General features: G+C 45.2%; 17 protein-coding genes. 13 read left to right on the top strand and 4 right to left on the bottom strand.

Annotated elements, in window-relative coordinates; genetic code table 11:
• Positions 1-7: 7 nt before the first annotated feature.
• The 4 genes from R7F64_RS15880 to R7F64_RS15865 form a co-directional block, all read right to left on the bottom strand.
• Entirely contained in the window at positions 8-748 is a 741-nt protein-coding gene (locus R7F64_RS15880) for a transglycosylase SLT domain-containing protein (RefSeq protein WP_081008346.1), read from the bottom strand.
• Positions 749-958: 210 nt separating this feature from the next.
• A complete protein-coding gene (locus R7F64_RS15875) occupies positions 959-2,203 on the bottom strand; it encodes an NAD(P)/FAD-dependent oxidoreductase (protein WP_171344878.1) in 1,245 nt (414 codons plus the stop codon).
• A gap of 7 nt (positions 2,204-2,210) precedes the next feature.
• Positions 2,211-3,278, bottom strand: a complete 1,068-nt coding sequence (locus R7F64_RS15870) for a class I SAM-dependent methyltransferase (RefSeq protein ID WP_017634791.1) — start codon at positions 3,276-3,278, stop codon at positions 2,211-2,213.
• A 27-nt stretch (positions 3,279-3,305) separates the two neighbouring features.
• Positions 3,306-3,704 (bottom strand): hypothetical protein, encoded by a 399-nt coding sequence (locus tag R7F64_RS15865; RefSeq protein WP_005382272.1) that lies wholly within the window; start codon positions 3,702-3,704, stop codon positions 3,306-3,308.
• 76 nt (positions 3,705-3,780) lie between these two features.
• Here R7F64_RS15865 and R7F64_RS15860 point away from each other — a divergent pair, with 76 nt between their 5' ends.
• From R7F64_RS15860 to R7F64_RS15800, 13 genes are read left to right on the top strand one after another with little or no spacing between them, the layout of a single operon-like run.
• Positions 3,781-4,509, top strand: a complete 729-nt coding sequence (locus R7F64_RS15860) for a beta-ketoacyl synthase chain length factor (RefSeq protein ID WP_017634792.1) — start codon at positions 3,781-3,783, stop codon at positions 4,507-4,509.
• Positions 4,506-5,273, top strand: a complete 768-nt coding sequence (locus R7F64_RS15855) for a lysophospholipid acyltransferase family protein (protein WP_005388305.1) — start codon at positions 4,506-4,508, stop codon at positions 5,271-5,273. The genes R7F64_RS15860 and R7F64_RS15855 overlap by 4 nt, the downstream gene beginning before the upstream one ends.
• Before the next feature lie 13 nt (positions 5,274-5,286).
• Positions 5,287-5,547, top strand: a complete 261-nt coding sequence (locus R7F64_RS15850; protein ID WP_005382278.1) for a phosphopantetheine-binding protein — start codon at positions 5,287-5,289, stop codon at positions 5,545-5,547.
• A 15-nt stretch (positions 5,548-5,562) separates the two neighbouring features.
• Positions 5,563-5,820 (top strand): acyl carrier protein, encoded by a 258-nt coding sequence (locus R7F64_RS15845; RefSeq protein ID WP_086046591.1) that lies wholly within the window; start codon positions 5,563-5,565, stop codon positions 5,818-5,820.
• Positions 5,820-6,380: a hypothetical protein gene (locus tag R7F64_RS15840; RefSeq protein WP_017819931.1), complete on the top strand. Its 561-nt coding sequence runs from the start codon at positions 5,820-5,822 to the stop codon at positions 6,378-6,380. Before R7F64_RS15845 ends, R7F64_RS15840 begins: the two co-directional genes overlap by 1 nt.
• A gap of 4 nt (positions 6,381-6,384) precedes the next feature.
• A complete protein-coding gene (locus R7F64_RS15835) occupies positions 6,385-7,785 on the top strand; it encodes an AMP-binding protein (RefSeq protein WP_017819932.1) in 1,401 nt (466 codons plus the stop codon).
• A 10-nt stretch (positions 7,786-7,795) separates the two neighbouring features.
• Positions 7,796-8,164, top strand: a complete 369-nt coding sequence (locus R7F64_RS15830; RefSeq protein ID WP_005396010.1) for a (3R)-hydroxymyristoyl-ACP dehydratase — start codon at positions 7,796-7,798, stop codon at positions 8,162-8,164.
• On the top strand, positions 8,157-9,863 hold the full coding sequence (locus R7F64_RS15825; RefSeq protein ID WP_318071883.1) for a glycosyltransferase family 2 protein: 1,707 nt from the start codon (positions 8,157-8,159) through the stop codon (positions 9,861-9,863). Before R7F64_RS15830 ends, R7F64_RS15825 begins: the two co-directional genes overlap by 8 nt.
• Positions 9,847-11,400, top strand: a complete 1,554-nt coding sequence (locus R7F64_RS15820; RefSeq protein ID WP_047102876.1) for an HAL/PAL/TAL family ammonia-lyase — start codon at positions 9,847-9,849, stop codon at positions 11,398-11,400. Before R7F64_RS15825 ends, R7F64_RS15820 begins: the two co-directional genes overlap by 17 nt.
• On the top strand, positions 11,400-11,846 hold the full coding sequence (locus R7F64_RS15815) for an acyl-CoA thioesterase (protein WP_054578007.1): 447 nt from the start codon (positions 11,400-11,402) through the stop codon (positions 11,844-11,846). The genes R7F64_RS15820 and R7F64_RS15815 overlap by 1 nt, the downstream gene beginning before the upstream one ends.
• Positions 11,846-12,466, top strand: coding sequence for a LolA family protein (locus R7F64_RS15810; RefSeq protein ID WP_054578008.1), 621 nt, complete (start codon positions 11,846-11,848; stop codon positions 12,464-12,466). The genes R7F64_RS15815 and R7F64_RS15810 overlap by 1 nt, the downstream gene beginning before the upstream one ends.
• Positions 12,438-14,780 (top strand): MMPL family transporter, encoded by a 2,343-nt coding sequence (locus R7F64_RS15805; RefSeq protein ID WP_054578009.1) that lies wholly within the window; start codon positions 12,438-12,440, stop codon positions 14,778-14,780. Before R7F64_RS15810 ends, R7F64_RS15805 begins: the two co-directional genes overlap by 29 nt.
• Positions 14,777-15,388: a DUF3261 domain-containing protein gene (locus R7F64_RS15800; protein WP_318071882.1), complete on the top strand. Its 612-nt coding sequence runs from the start codon at positions 14,777-14,779 to the stop codon at positions 15,386-15,388. Before R7F64_RS15805 ends, R7F64_RS15800 begins: the two co-directional genes overlap by 4 nt.
• Positions 15,389-15,394 lie beyond the last annotated feature (6 nt).

Raw genomic sequence — 15,394 nt, 5'->3', positions numbered from 1 at the left:
CACAATCTTAGCCCATGAAATTGGGCTGCAAACCTTTTTCTAATTTTTTCCTCACTTTGTAGGAAACATCATTAAGCGTGATTTTCCCCGTGTTGTGGCGATCGATACCTGCATTCTGTCGATAGGCAATTGAGCCTTGTCTGAACAAAACGAAAGACGGCGGTTTACCAATCGCAGCAGGGTAGAGAATGGCCATGTAAGCATCTTCTAAGCTATTAATTTTATTTCGATAGGGCCAATAGTACGCTTTCACATAGTCAAGTTGTTCAAGCGCGCTCATTCTCGCAAGAGTCTTTGTGTTCACTCCTAATGATTCTGCGGTAGAGGGCATAAATTGAATTAACCCTGTAGCCCCGCTTCCGGAACCATTTTTGATGCTTGGACTGAAAGTTTCAGCAGTTTCAAATGCCATGCACGCCATAAGATGATTAGGATTGATCTTTAGCTCTTTACTAATACGGATGACTTTAGATTTGAACTCTGGAGAAACTTTACCTCCCCACGCGACCGCGTTCTCGGGATCTGCAATCGAAGAGACCGTTGATGCGTCATGTTCTTCGACAATTTTAGAAAGTAGAGGAAGCGTTTGGCGTAGTCGATGGCTCGAACTCACCAAGCGAATTGATTTGGTAAGAAACTTGTCTTTTTTTTGATGTAGTTTTTGGAACTTTACTAACTTATACAGTTGCTTATAAACCGTTTTCACAACGAAGCCGGATGTAGGGAACACTCCCAGAATGTAATCCATTTCCTACAAATTTAATATAAATATCAGCAACAGGAATTCTAGATGTGATCAATGTCACCATAAAAATTCTCAAATTCGATACACACCGATGTAAGTGGTCAATGTGTCTCCAACACGCTAGAAGTAAAAGTAAAGAGGCATTAAAAAGGTCTTACCAATTTTTTGGTAAGACCTGGGCTTACTGATTCTCGGATAAGCGAATGTATATTCTTACAGTTCAGCTTCCCGAACCAGTTCTGCAAGCGTCGACAAACGCTGCTCACTTTGTTTTACGTAAGGATTATTCGTATCCCAAGCATATCCAGCCAAAATCGCACTAATCATCTGTTTAATACGTGGGTTCGGGTTTTGATAGAAAATCACATCTTGCAACGTGCCGTTGTACCAGCCTTCCACATAAGTGCGGAATGTGTTCACTCCCACCATTAAGCGTTGCGAGTACTCTTCTTGCCAATCAACCTTTTCACCATTCAGCTGACGAACCACGCAGTCCGCTGCAAACTCTGCCGATTTCATGGCGATAGTGACACCCGATGAAAATACAGGATCAAGAAACTCACCAGCATTACCAAGCAACGCGTAGTGCTCTGTCGCTAAACGTTTGACGTTAGCAGAATAGCCACCCAACTCGCCTGCTGGATTCGGGTAATTCGCGTTTCGCAATAAAGCAGCCAAACCCGGCTCTTCATTGGCTAACTGCTGCAACGCTGCAATCTTATCTTCTGGGTATTGTTCGAAAAATTCTGGCTCACCCACCACACCAAACGAACAGGTACCATTAGAGAATGGGATTAGCCAGTACCATACGTCGTGATTTTCAGGATGTACTGAAATTAAAATTTTGTTGCGATCGTATTCCGGCTCTTGGGGAGAGATATGATCTTCGATATGGGTAAAGATCGCTTTTCTAGGCGGAAGACAAGAAGGTTCTTCTAGCTCCAACAAGCGTGGCAAAACACGCCCAAAGCCACTTGCATCCAGCACAAAATCTGCTTCGATTTGATAAGCCTTCTTATTTGAGTCGAGCACTTCTAATCGAGACTTTTTCCCTTCAAACACTAGGTTGAGCAGCTCATGCTGATAACGAATCTCTACGCCTTGCTCTTCAGCGCTATCTGCCAATACTTTATCAAAGTTGGCACGTTGAACCTGAAACGTCGTGCCCGGTCCTGGTGTGTATTTGTTTGTAAAGTCGAACTGGGTGTATACGCCATTACGACGAAATGCAGCACCATCTTTATACTGGAAACCAAACTGCTTTACTGCATGAGTCATTCCTGCTTGTTCAACAACTTCCATACATGCAGGGAGTAGGCTTTCTCCTATGGAAAAACGTGGAAAAGTCGCTTTTTCTAAGACAACAACATCTATGCCACGCGATTTTAATAAGGCAGAAACGGTTGAACCTGATGGCCCCGCTCCTACGACAACAACTTGCTTGAGCTCTGTTTTCATTCTGAATTTAGTTTGCTTGTAGTTTTAATAAGGTATGACCAAGGCCAATATTGTCGGTTCTTTCAACGACAGATAAACCTGCCGCTTCGACAATTTCTAAGAAATCATCACTGCGATAAAAGCGACTATTACCGTTAGCTAAACAGGTAAAATAAAGAGAAGTGGCATTAAGGCTATAGGAAGCTCCCGCGTATTTTTGAGCATCCCAAAACAGCTCCAATACGTAAATAGTATCTCCCTTCGTTAACTGGGCTTTAACTTTTTTAAGGATATTGAGGATCTCAATTGGGGAAAAGCAATCCAAGAACTGGCTCATCCACCATACGTCAGCATGCTCAGGCAATGTTTGTGCTTTATCAAGCATGTTTGCAGGGTATGGACGTACACGCTCGACGAACTGGTTTTCTGAAACATTCTTCATCGCTACTTCTAATTGCTGCGGTAAATCAACAATCGTCACTTGAACGTCAGGGTCATGTTTACAACACTGAATCGCCCATTTTCCCGTATTTCCGCCAATATCCACAAGATGCTTTGGCTTCCTTGCAAATACCTCTTTAAGCAGAAGTGGGAACGAGCGATCCGAATAGAAATGATCGAACTTAAACCAGCTCTGTTTGGCTTGTTCTGGTAACGTCGATAGACCTTGATAAATGGTCTCCCAATTGCCCAACTCTTTCAAACCTGACGGTTTACCTTCTTGAATTGCTTCCGTCAAATGCATCATCGCGGCGTAACAAACATCTGCCGTAAAATCCATGTTTGCATTCGTCATACCATCATGAAGAAGGTAAAAACCAAGGTTTGCAAGCGAATAGTTAGGTCGTTCCCATAAAACAATATGCGCACTAATCGCCATATCCAACAGTACTTTAACACCATATTCTGATACTCCCGTTTTCTCGGCAATATCTGTGGCACTCATGCCTTGTGCGCCAGCGCTGTCTAAAGCGGCTAAAATACCTAAATCTCGAAGCGTTTTGGCGGTCTGGAACACGATTGGTGCAAAAGATAACTTCTGAGCTTCTGTCTTCGCTTCAAAAGCATTAAAAGGGTCATTATTTTGATTTAACACGGAAAAACCTAACTGCAATTAATAGTTTTATTGTTGAGATTGATTGCCCAACAATGCAATAGCTCGCTGAATATCAACATTCAAGTTGTTTACCCAACGATTGTAATTGCGGTGGATTTTGCCATCACTTGCTTTGAGATTTACTGAGTTGAGATAAATAATTGAGTAATATTTATTATTGTATGGGATTTTTACTTCTGCAGAGTGTTTACGAACGTGGATTTTTGCAATAAGAACACCAGGGCTTACTTCTTCGATCGTCCAGCCTCGGTTAGTTGCTGATTGCACTATGGCCATTTTTACTTGTTTATTTTGAAGATCATAAGCAACTGGAGTATCCTCCACATTCATTACAGGTTGTACTCGTCCACAACCAACAAGAAGCAAAGTTAATAATAACGAGACATACAGCTTAAAACGCGACATGATAATTTCCTTTTTATTGTGAATTTGGGTCAACCCCAATTTGTATCGAGCTGTAAAATAAACAATTTAACCCAATATGCCAAACTCGAAGATCAACATTTCGTTCAATATTGATGCGTGGACAGCGAATTCATTCGGTTTATCCGAATCCAATGAATGGAAACAATGGGCAACAGAGATAAAATGGCCAGAAGATGGCAAAATCAATGTTGCAAATATTCCTGCGATGATGCGCAGAAGAATGAGCCCACTCAGTAAACTGGCGGTACAAACTGCAATCGAAATGCTTAATCAACATCAAGTTGATTACCTTGTATTTTCAAGCCGTCATGGTGAACTGCATCGCAGCGTCGCACTAGTTGAAGATATAATTAATGGAGAAGAGGCGTCTCCGATGGCTTTTTCTCAATCGGTGCACAATACCGCCGCAGGGCTTGCCACTATCGCAACTAAACAACCCATTCCCCTAACTTCTATCGCTGCGGCAGAAAACACATTCCAAAGCGCAATATTAGAAGCATGGCTGTTTTTGTCCGACAATCCTGACAAAAAAGTACTGCTTGTTGATTTTGATGAGCCTATGCCTGACTCTTATTTAGAATATGAAAGCCAACAATACCAAGGGTTTGGACTTGGCTTAATACTTTCTCATGGAGACAAGTTCGCGATACAAAGCTCCATAAACGCAGAACGTTCCGGTCATCCTCTTCCTCAAGGTTTAGTATTTTTGCAACAATACTTGTTAGATAAAAGCCAGTGGACTATTTTCGCTCCGCAACAAGCTTGGGAATGGCACAAAAAATGACTCGCTTAAATCAGTATTGGCGTGTGCTAGCAACAGGCTTTTGTTTTTCAGTATTTGGGTTAGGTGGTTTAGTACTGAGTTTCATTGTTATTCCGACCATTCGTATTTTTGTTTCAGACCAAACGGAACGCGAATATAAAGTTCAGGGTGCGATTCGATATTCATTCAACACATTTTGTAAATTGATGAAGTTGAGTGGCGCAATCGATTATCAAATTATTGGTGCCGATATTCTTCAACAAGATCGTAATTGTTTAATTGTTGCCAACCACCCTAGTTTAATCGATTACGTTCTCATTGCTTCACAATTAAATCGCTGCGACTGTTTAGTAAAATCGGCAATATGGTCGAATCCTTTTATGAAGCACATCGTAAAAGCAGCCGGATATATTCCCAATGAAGCACCGGATGATTTATTAGCACTTTGTGATGAACGATTTAACAAAGGCAACGTGTTGCTTATATTTCCTGAAGGAACAAGAACAACACCAGGTGTAGAGCCGAAATTACAACGCGGTGCAGCACAAATTGCGGTAAGAACAGAACGAGATTTAAGAGTTGTCCATATTACGGTAACGCCAAGTTTCCTCACAAAAGAGAAAAAATGGTATCAAGTACCGGCAACAAAGCCCTTTTTCAGGGTTGAAGTTAAGGATAAAGTTGAGATTACCCCCTTTATAAAGCAAACTACGTCGCCGACAATAGCGGCGCGACGCTTACAACAGCACCTAGCTGAAAACATTTTTCCAGAAAACTTTTATTAATAAGCAGGTCCCAGTGGAACAGTTACACAACGACATTAAGCAACTTATTATTGATGCTTTAAACCTTGAAGATTTAACCGTAGATGATATTGAAACGGATGCACCACTTTTTGGTGATGGACTTGGCTTAGATTCTATCGACGCGCTTGAGCTTGGACTCGCAATAAAAAAACAATACAACATCGTTATTGATGCCGACGACTCAAATACGCGCGAACACTTTGCGTCTGTAGCAAATCTAGCGAAATACGTTTCTTCTCAAACTAATGAATAAGTTGTAGGTATATTCATGACTGATGTAAATAAAGATCAAGTATTTGAACAAGTTAAAGATGCGCTTGTTGAGCTGTTCGAAATTGACGCAGCCGAAATTCAATCAGATGCGCACTTATACCAAGATCTCGATCTTGATAGCATTGACGCCGTTGATTTGGTCGTACACCTACAGAATGTCACTGGCAAAAAAATCAAGCCAGCAGAGTTTAGTGCAGTAAGAACCGTTGACGATGTGGTTAACGCTGTTACTGAGTTATTGAAGGAAAGTTAATGCGCCAATTGCTGACTGGTCTGTCTGCAATTGTACTGCTTGCCTACCCCTTCGCCGTCTATTTCGGTATAGATAAATATGGCTTGAACTTAGTTGGGGGCTTGTTAATTGCTGCGTTACTTTTGCGTGTTTTCGTCGCAAATAAGACCCCACTAAAAGAGTTTAAATTCTTGGCGCTCGCTACGGGCGCTGTTGGCATTGTTCTAATTACACTTGGCATGGTGTTTAAACAACACGGGTGGCTTCAGTTTTACCCTGTCGTTGTCAATTTATGTATGCTGTGTGTATTTGGACTGAGCTTAAAACAGCCGCAATCGATCATAGAGAGGCTTGCTCGCTTGCAAGAACCCGACCTTCCGGCTAGTGGCGTGGCTTACACTCGCAAAGTGACGGTGGTTTGGTGCGCCTTTTTTACGCTCAACGCTGCCGTTGCACTCTATACCTGTTTCCTACCAGTAAAAATATGGACGCTTTATAACGGCCTCATCAGCTACTTACTTGCTGGTGGCTTGTTCGCTGGAGAATGGATCGTGCGTCAATTTGTTCGAAAGGAACACTAATCGTATGAATACAACGTATTCGAGCTTTACCTCCCTTGCGACCTTGTTCATCGCAGAGAGGTCTGAGCAATCCCCAGTCTCTTACGATCGCGATACGGTTATCACGTGGGGTGATTTCCAACAGCACGTCGCAACACTTACTCAACAGCTAGAAACCCAACCAACGCAAAACATTGCGTTGTGTTTTGGCAACAGCTACCTGTTTGCCGTTGGCTTTTTTGCTTGTTGTTATGCAGGAAAATCCATTGTATTACCTGGTAATTACCAACCAGAAGCACTCAAAGAGCTCAGTGAGCACTACGATTTGTTGCTGCATGATGCCGATGTCTCGGCTCCAGAACTCGTGAGCTCGCTTTTGATCGAAGCTCAATCATTGCTAGAAACCACCGTGATTAGCGAGCCAGAGGCCAAACAACCTTATTTTTGGCGTGAATTAAACCTGGCAGAAATACCAGTAACGCTATTTACTTCGGGTTCAAGCGGCACACCAAAAGCCATTGCAAAAACGCTGAAACAGCTCGATATCGAAGTTGCTATTCTAGATAACCTATGGGGCGACACGATTGCCAGCACACGCGTTGAAAGCACCGTTTCTCATCAACACATTTACGGCTTGCTGTTCCGCGTATTGTGGCCTTTGTGCTCCGCACGTCCATTTTCAGCACACAACCTTGAGTTCCCAGAGCAAATTGTCCATCACGCTGACGCTGACACCACGCTAGTAAGCAGCCCTGCGTTACTAAAACGACTCAGTGAAGAGCACGATCCGGTTGCGATTCGGTGTGTATTTTCTTCTGGTGGCCCCTTGCCAAACCAAGCGGCGCAGCACAGCCAGGAGTTGTTTGGGTCACTTCCTATTGAAGTGTTTGGCAGCACAGAAACCGGCGGCATCGCTTACCGTCAGCAGCACGTAGCTAGCACTCCCTGGACGTTATTCCCTGGTGTTGAAGCCGAGCTTAACCATGAAAATTGTTTAAAGCTCCGCTCGCCACACATTGATGAAAACACTTGGTACCAAACTGCGGATGAATGCTATTTCCATGATAGTATTTCTTTTGAATTGCGTGGACGCACTGACCGAATCGTCAAAGTCGAAGAAAAGCGTATTTCCCTTGTCGAAGTGGAAAAACGTTTAGAGCAATTGCCGTGGATTCAAGAAAGCGTGGTGATCCCAATGGAAGAATCTGGTCGCCTCACGTTAGTCTCGATCATCGTACTTAACGATCAAGGCAGCGATGTGCTTAATGAACTTGGTAAAGGCAAATTTTGGCTTGAGCTTCGCAAGGCACTGCGCAATTGGCTAGAACCGATCGCTATCCCGAGAAAATTCCGAGTGGTCGACGAAATTCCATTGAACAGCCAAGGCAAACGCCAAGTTGCTGAAATTGAAAAACTATTCCAATAAAGCTAGTAACATGGATAAAAGAAAACCAACTATTCAGAATATTGAAGTGAGTGACCATACCGCGGAGCTGTCGCTGCGAGTGGATGCTGACATCTTAGATTTCCAAGGTCATTTCAATCACTTCCCTCTTTTACCCGGCGTCACTCAAATTGATTGGGCGTTGTTCTACGCCGTTCAATATTTGAACACTCCCAAGGTATTTAAAGGAATGGAAGTCATCAAATTTCAAGAGCCGATTCTGCCAAACGCCGACGTTTGTCTCTCACTCTCTTGGGACAATGAGCGCGAGAAATTGACCTTTAAGTACACATCGAAAAACGGTGAAACCTTGGTGACTCACTCTTCAGGCAAAATGAAACTGGGTGAGTCACGTGAGTGATTACCGTCCCTGCTTTTTAATTCCTTGCTACAACCACGGCAGCACAATTGCAGACGTGGTGGCATCGTTATCCTCTTTCGCTTTGCCAGTGCTGGTCGTGGACGACGGCAGCAATGAAGACACCAAACAAGCGCTTTCTGCTTTGAGTGAACAAGGGCTGATAAAACTGATTAGTTTGAGTGAAAACCAAGGCAAAGGTGGCGCGGTGATGGCAGGCCTACATCAAGCTCACCAACTTGGTTTTACGCACACCATTCAAATCGACGCAGACGGTCAACACGACCTAGAAGCATTGCCGAAATTGCTCAGCGCCAGCGAAACAAAACCAGATAACCTGATTTCGGGCCAACCGATATACGACGAGAGCGTACCTAAATCCCGTTTGTATGGTCGCTATGCTACGCACGTATGGGTGTGGATAGAAACCTTGTCACTGTCTATCAAAGACAGCATGTGCGGTTTTCGCGCCTACCCAGTGGCGAAAACGGTCGCCGTGTTGAACAAGTACAGTATCGGCAAACGCATGGATTTTGATATCGAAATTCTAGTGCGAATGTACTGGGAAGGCGTCGACATTGATTTTGTTCCAACGCGCGTGATCTACCCTGAAGGTGGCATTTCCCACTTCGACGCATTGTGGGATAACGTCAAGATAAGCTGGATGCACACTCGCCTATTTTTTGGCATGTTGCCGCGCACTCCTTCGCTACTCGCCAGAAAGCGCCAAAACACAGATGACAGTAATGCCCACTGGTCGAAACGAAAAGAACAAGGCACGATTTTAGGCATCAAAACCTTACTCGCGGTTTACCGCTTGTTCGGCAGAAAAGCGTTTGACCTGATTTTAAAATTAGTCATGCGCTACTACCACTTCACGGGTAAATCTGCCCGTGAAGCGTCTGAGATTTACCTGCAAAACTTGCAGTACTACGCAACGCAGCAGAGCATCGCACTACCAAAACAGTTGGACAGCTATCATCATCTGCTTTCTTTTGGGCGAACCATGCTCGACAAACTGGCAGCATGGCAAGGTGACTTTAACGTCGATAACCTAACCATTCACGGCCAGCATCATTTCGAAGAGATGGCGCAGAAAAAACAAGGCGTGCTCATTTTAGGCTCGCACCTTGGCAATATCGAACTCTGCCGTGCGCTTGGTCGTCGACACTCTCATGTCAAAATCAATGCCTTGGTATTTACCCAACACGCTGAACAATTTAATGCGGTAATGAAGGCGGTAAACCCAAATTCGGAACTGAATCTGATTCAAGTCAGCTCAATGGGACCAGACACCGCGATTCTGCTTCAACAAAAAATCGAGCAAGGCGAATGGGTGGTGATCGTTGGCGATCGCACTTCCACCAGCAAAGAAAATCGTGTCGTTTGGGCAGATTTTCTTGGTAAACCTGCACCATTCCCGCAAGGCCCATTCATGCTAGCCTCGGTATTAAAAGCGCCGGTTTACTTACTCTTCGGCCTACGCGACGATGAAGCGAACACTCCGCATTTTAATGTGTACTTTGAACACTTTAGTGACCAAGTCACGCTACCACGCAAGGAGCGTCAGCAGGCACTAGAACGCGTTGTTCAACAGTACGCACAAAGATTAGAACACCACACACTGCAAGCGCCGTTACAGTGGTACAACTTTTTTAACTTCTGGACTTTAAGTAATCAGCCACATGACAAACAACAATAATCACAACATCACTTTTGGTGCCCAATCTTTAACCATCGAAGATGTCGTTGCCATTGCTCAAGGTGCAAAGGCACACATGAACACCTCGCCAGAATTTACCGCGAAAATTGATCGTGGCGTGGCGTTTCTGGAACGATTACTGAAGGAAGAAGGCGTTATTTACGGCGTGACCACGGGTTACGGCGATTCATGTACTGTGGCGATTCCACCCGCTCTTGTGGATGAACTTCCGTTGCACCTTACACGCTTCCATGGTTGTGGCTTAGGTCAAATCCTTTCTCATGAGCAAGCTCGTGCGGTGCTGGCAACACGTTTATGTTCATTGTCGCAAGGCGTATCTGGCGTGTCTCACGATCTGTTGAACCAAATCGTTACGCTTATCAACCACGACATTGCGCCGCGTATTCCACAAGAGGGCTCGGTGGGCGCAAGTGGCGATTTAACGCCTCTGTCTTACCTAGCGGCGACCTTAATTGGCGAACGTGAAGTGCTTTACAAAGGTGATGTGCGACCAACACAAGAAGTGTTTGCAGAGCTGGGCATTGAGCCAATTCGCCTAAAACCAAAAGAAGGTTTGGCGTTAATGAACGGTACATCCGTGATGACGGCCCTCGCCTGTCTTGCCTACAAACGTGCAGAATACCTAGCGCAGCTTTGCACCAAGATTACCGCGATGGTCTCTGTGGGTATGCAAGGTAATGACTTCCACTTTGATGAAGCGTTGTTTGCGGTAAAACCTCATCCTGGTCAACAGCAAGTTGCGGCTTGGCTGCGTGATGATCTCAATGCTGAGCGTCCGCCACGCAATAGCGACCGACTGCAAGATCGTTACTCGCTGCGTTGTGCGCCACACGTCATTGGCATGGTGCAAGACTCACTGCCTTGGCTACGTCAATTGATTGAGAATGAACTAAATAGTGCCAACGACAATCCAATCATCGATGGCGACAATGAGCGCGTTCTGCACGGCGGTCACTTCTACGGTGGTCATATCGCAATGGCGATGGATACGTTGAAAGTGAACATTGCCAACTTAGCTGATTTGCTGGATCGTCAGATGGCGCAATTGATGGATTACAAGTTCAATAACGGCCTGCCGTTTAACTTAACCGGTGCAGAAGGCGAGCGTAAACCGATCAACCACGGCTTTAAAGCGGTTCAGATTGGTATCTCAGCTTGGACGGCAGAAGCGTTGAAAAACACCATGCCAGCAAGCGTTTTTTCTCGCTCAACCGAATGTCACAACCAAGACAAAGTGAGCATGGGCACCATCGCGGCTCGTGATTGCTTACGCGTACTTGAGTTAACAGAGCAAGTTGCTGCGGCTTCACTCCTAGCAAGCGTTCAAGCGGTTGAGATTCGTCGCCGTCATAACGAATTGGACGAACACCACATGAGTCAGAGTTTGCGAGTAATTCGTGACGCCGTACTGAGCGAGTTTGAATTTGTGATTGAAGATCGCCCATTGGAACAAGATTTGCGTCATTTCATTGAACGCATTCAGCAACGTCATTGGCCACTCTACGCGGAGGTATAATGCAAGAGCAGGTTCTCTACCCATTAGAAGCGGAGGTGACTATGGTCACCTCATTCCAAGATGCTGACCCGATGGGCGTGATTTATCACGGCAACTTCTTTCGATATTTTGAAGAAGCGCGTCGTGTGCTGATGGAGAAGATCCAATACAGCTATCGCGATATGCAAGACTCTGGGTATATGTGGCCGATCATCGACACGCGCGTTAAATACGTCAAGGCGATTCCGTTTAATCACACCATTCGCATTACCGCGCAACTCACGGAATGGGAAAACCGCTTGCGTGTGGATTACGTGATTTACGACGCCGAAACGAATCAACGTATGTGCAAAGCGCATACAACGCAAGTCGCCGTATCCATTGAAAAGCAAGAGATGTGCTTTGTTTCTCCAGCAATCTTTTTAGATAAAGTAAAGCAATGGCACAACCATGGGAGTCTGGACTAATGCAAAAGTGGTTACTCTCTTTTTTGCTGATATTTTCTGTTTCAGCACTGGCCACACCGACAGCAAACGTAACGGATTTGGCATCGCTTCAACAGCAGTTGTCTCAGCATGAAATCGTGCGCGGAGATTTTACGCAGCAGCGTCATCTGGAAATGTTCAGTCAACCTCTAACCTCTAAAGGTCAGTTCACACTGAGCAAAACACATGGCTTGTTGTGGCAACAAACAGAACCTTTCGCAGTCAATTTGGTATTGACGGAAAACAAACTTCGTCAAACTTTTGCCGACCAAGCACCGAAAACGATCTCTGCACAAGAAAACCCAATGGCGTTCTACTTTAGTCATGTGTTTTTATCCGTGTTCCACGGGGATACTTCTGCACTGCGAGAACAATTCACACTCGATTTTTCAGTTGAGAACAATCAGTGGCAGCTCGTTTTAGTGCCAAAACAGTCACCATTAAATGCGGTGTTTCAATCCATCACTCTTTCCGGTAAAACGCACATTGATCGCCTAACCCTACAAGAGCTGCGTGGCGATAAGACCGAAATCACGTTTACGAACCAGACCTCTCTACCTCAGGAACTCACGGATGCCGAAGACGCTCAATTCCGTTTCTAAACTCAGTCTTGGCACTCACACCTTTGCTCTGGTTTGGCTCAATCTCGTTGTTTTAGCGGGCGCGTTGCTACTCAAACAATGGGTTTGGAGTGCAGAATCTCCGATTGAGACCAACATTTTAAAACTGTTGCCGAAGAACCAACAAAACCCGGTGGCTGAGCAAGCCTTTGAGTCGGTCTCGGCAAGTATGAGCGACAAAGTCATTTTCGTGATCACAGCGCCGGACAAAAATGCCCTTTTTGCAGCAGCCGCTGAATTTGATAAGGGTTTGCGTCAGAGTAATCATTTTCGCGATGTGGTGGGAAAAATCTCACCTCAAGAGCAGCAAGCTTGGGCGAGTTACTACTTTAAGCACCGCTTCCAATTGCTGACGCCTGAACAACGAGAGCGTTTAAGCCAAAATCCAGAACAGCAAGTGCAGCATGTGATTCAGTCGCTGTACAACCCGTTTTCTGGAGTGACCGGGCAAGAGTTACAAAATGATCCTTTCTTGCTATTTCGTGATTATTTGAGCCAAGTTACCCAGCAATCGTCCTCTTTCCGATTGGATAACGGCTATCTGTCCGTCGAAAAAGACGGTGCTCAATACTTGCTTATTACTGCCGAGCTAAAAGACTCGCCTTATAGCCTAACTGGGCAGCTTGCAGTCCCTGATATTCAAGCGCTAGAACAAGGCGTCGCGCAGAAATATGGCGCTGAAGTCGCACATACTGGCGTTCTATTTTACGCCGACTTTGGTACGCAAAGTGCAAAATCGGAGATCAGTACCATCGGTGTGTTCTCTCTGCTCGGTATCATTGCATTGTTCGTATTGGTCTTTCGTAGTGTGGTGCCACTGTCTCTCGCACTGCTTTCAATCACCATTGGCTTGCTCGTTGCGTTGTCCGTTACGACGTGGATTTTTGGAAAAGTCCATCTGTTCAGTTTAGTGTTTGGCGCAAGTTTAATCGGCGTGTCTATCGACTACGCATTCCACTACCTAACCGAACGTCTTGCGGCGGGAAATGAATGGGATAGCGAGCAAGGATTAAAGCATATTTTCATAGCTATCACACTTGGCTTAATCACCAGTTTGATCGGCTATTTGGGCATGTTAGTGGCACCGTTTCCAGGTTTGCAGCAGCTTGCGCTGTTTTCATCCATTGGTCTGATTGCTGCTTACATCACCGTGGTGGCTTGGTATCCGATACTGGCTCGTAACCCATCGCGATCCATTTCGAACTTACCAGGACAATCACTGTTGGCGAAATGGTTAACGCTTTGGAATCAACCTCGAATTAAAGTCGGATTGCCGATGTTATGTGTGGTTGCGAGTGGCTTTTTCTTGCTGCAATTGAACTACGATGACGACATTCGTCTACTGCAAACGATGCCGAACGATCTCAAGCAGCAAGAAACCTTGATTACGACGCTTAGTGGCATGCAATCTTCGCAGCAAATGTTGGTCGTTACCGCCGACGATGACGAAAACCTAATGAAAAAGCTGGAGTCTTTGACGCCAACATTAGAAGCGTGGAAAGCGGACAGCACCATCGAAAGCTACCAAAGTCTGAGCCGCTACTTGAGCTCGGTGGAGCGTCAGCAACAAGACTATCAATTGATTCGCGATCTTTACGCGACACAATCCAGCCCACTAGCTTCCGGACTGAGCTTAAGTAAAAAGCCTAAAATGGACGCCGACTTTATCCCTGTCACGGTTGATCAGTACTTGCAAAACCCAGTATCAGCGCCTGTGCGTTTTCTCCATTTGGGTAAGATCAAAGGAAAATCTGCAACGGTAGTGGTGTTAAACCAATTGCAAGACTCCGCCGTTGTTAAGGCATTTGCCAAATCGCAGTCTGATGTTGTTTATCTAAACAAAGCTGAGGAAATATCCGCCCTATTTGGTGAATACCGAATCAAAATCATGGAACTATTGGCAGCCGCCAGTGCTGTGATCTTTCTGGTATTAATCAAGCGGTACGGTCTGCAACACAGTTGGCGAGTTTTACTGCCATCATTGATTGCTTGCGCCTGCGGTCTGGCAACGGCAGTCGCGATGGGAACAACATTAAACCTATTCAACTTGCTTGGCTTGGTGCTCATTCTTGGTATCGGGATCGATTACACTCTGTTCTTTGCCGAGAAAGCCCGCAGCGTGAGCACACTATTGGCGATCACCCTTTCGGCAATAACCACTGTGCTGTCATTTGGGTTGCTATCACTCAGCCAAACTCACGCGATTCACAGTTTCGGCATTACGGTGTTAAGTGGTATTTTTGTTGCTTGGCTGCTCTCTCCGATTGCGATTAAAACAGAGGAAACGACGTCATGATTTTTAACCATGCTTTTCGCTGCGCGACGTTAATCGTACTGAGTCTGTTTTTAAGTGCATGCAGCTTGGTCCCTCACCAATCGACGCCTCTGGTCGACATTGCCGAGCACACCCAAGTTAGCTTGCCCACTCCCGCAAGCTTGGGCTATCAGTTGTCTGCCAGTCAGTTAATTACGGCTTCTTGGGCAATAGATGGTAAAACCACATCTGAGCAACTTCCGGTACAACTGCAAGTGACCAACAACGAAGTGGTGTTGGCAGGCTTTTCATCCTGGGGGACAAGAGTACTCTCACTGTCTTACGATGGAGAACAAATTCAAACCGAAGTGCTCAACGGTTTACAAGGTTCGCTACCGCAGCCAGAACAGGTATTATTTAACCTGATGATCACGCTCTGGCCGAGTTCCGCTTGGGAAGGATCGTTAAATGAGGTAAGGTGGCGAGTTATTGATAAAAATAATTCTCGCGCCATCTTTGATAGCGACGGTGAAAAGATCATTGAGATTCAATACAGCTCTTCTAACAAGTTAGAGGGTAAGATTGATTTTCATCACCTCAAACATCAGTTTTCAATTTCTATTCAAACACTGCAACATCAGATTAATTAAGAACAA

The sequence above is a fragment of the Vibrio sp. Vb1980 genome (assembly GCF_033338615.1).
Lineage (GTDB): Bacteria > Pseudomonadota > Gammaproteobacteria > Enterobacterales > Vibrionaceae > Vibrio > Vibrio alginolyticus.
The sequence above is the reverse complement of the archived record's forward strand: the minus strand, read 5'-3'. Positions and strand labels throughout refer to the sequence as shown.

Excerpts from the sequence above, each read along its gene's own strand:
- R7F64_RS15860 (WP_017634792.1), top strand. The coding sequence starts at position 3,781 with ATGCCAAACTCGAAGATCAACATTTCGTTCAATATTGATGCGTGGACA.
- R7F64_RS15880 (WP_081008346.1), bottom strand. The coding sequence starts at position 748 with ATGGATTACATTCTGGGAGTGTTCCCTACATCCGGCTTCGTTGTGAAA.
- R7F64_RS15830 (WP_005396010.1), top strand. The coding sequence starts at position 7,796 with ATGGATAAAAGAAAACCAACTATTCAGAATATTGAAGTGAGTGACCAT.
- R7F64_RS15845 (WP_086046591.1), top strand. The coding sequence starts at position 5,563 with ATGACTGATGTAAATAAAGATCAAGTATTTGAACAAGTTAAAGATGCG.
- R7F64_RS15820 (WP_047102876.1), top strand. The coding sequence starts at position 9,847 with ATGACAAACAACAATAATCACAACATCACTTTTGGTGCCCAATCTTTA.
- R7F64_RS15865 (WP_005382272.1), bottom strand. The coding sequence starts at position 3,704 with ATGTCGCGTTTTAAGCTGTATGTCTCGTTATTATTAACTTTGCTTCTT.
- R7F64_RS15835 (WP_017819932.1), top strand. The coding sequence starts at position 6,385 with ATGAATACAACGTATTCGAGCTTTACCTCCCTTGCGACCTTGTTCATC.
- R7F64_RS15875 (WP_171344878.1), bottom strand. The coding sequence starts at position 2,203 with ATGAAAACAGAGCTCAAGCAAGTTGTTGTCGTAGGAGCGGGGCCATCA.
- R7F64_RS15810 (WP_054578008.1), top strand. The coding sequence starts at position 11,846 with ATGCAAAAGTGGTTACTCTCTTTTTTGCTGATATTTTCTGTTTCAGCA.
- R7F64_RS15805 (WP_054578009.1), top strand. The coding sequence starts at position 12,438 with ATGCCGAAGACGCTCAATTCCGTTTCTAAACTCAGTCTTGGCACTCAC.
- R7F64_RS15815 (WP_054578007.1), top strand. The coding sequence starts at position 11,400 with ATGCAAGAGCAGGTTCTCTACCCATTAGAAGCGGAGGTGACTATGGTC.
- R7F64_RS15855 (WP_005388305.1), top strand. The coding sequence starts at position 4,506 with ATGACTCGCTTAAATCAGTATTGGCGTGTGCTAGCAACAGGCTTTTGT.
- R7F64_RS15840 (WP_017819931.1), top strand. The coding sequence starts at position 5,820 with ATGCGCCAATTGCTGACTGGTCTGTCTGCAATTGTACTGCTTGCCTAC.
- R7F64_RS15800 (WP_318071882.1), top strand. The coding sequence starts at position 14,777 with ATGATTTTTAACCATGCTTTTCGCTGCGCGACGTTAATCGTACTGAGT.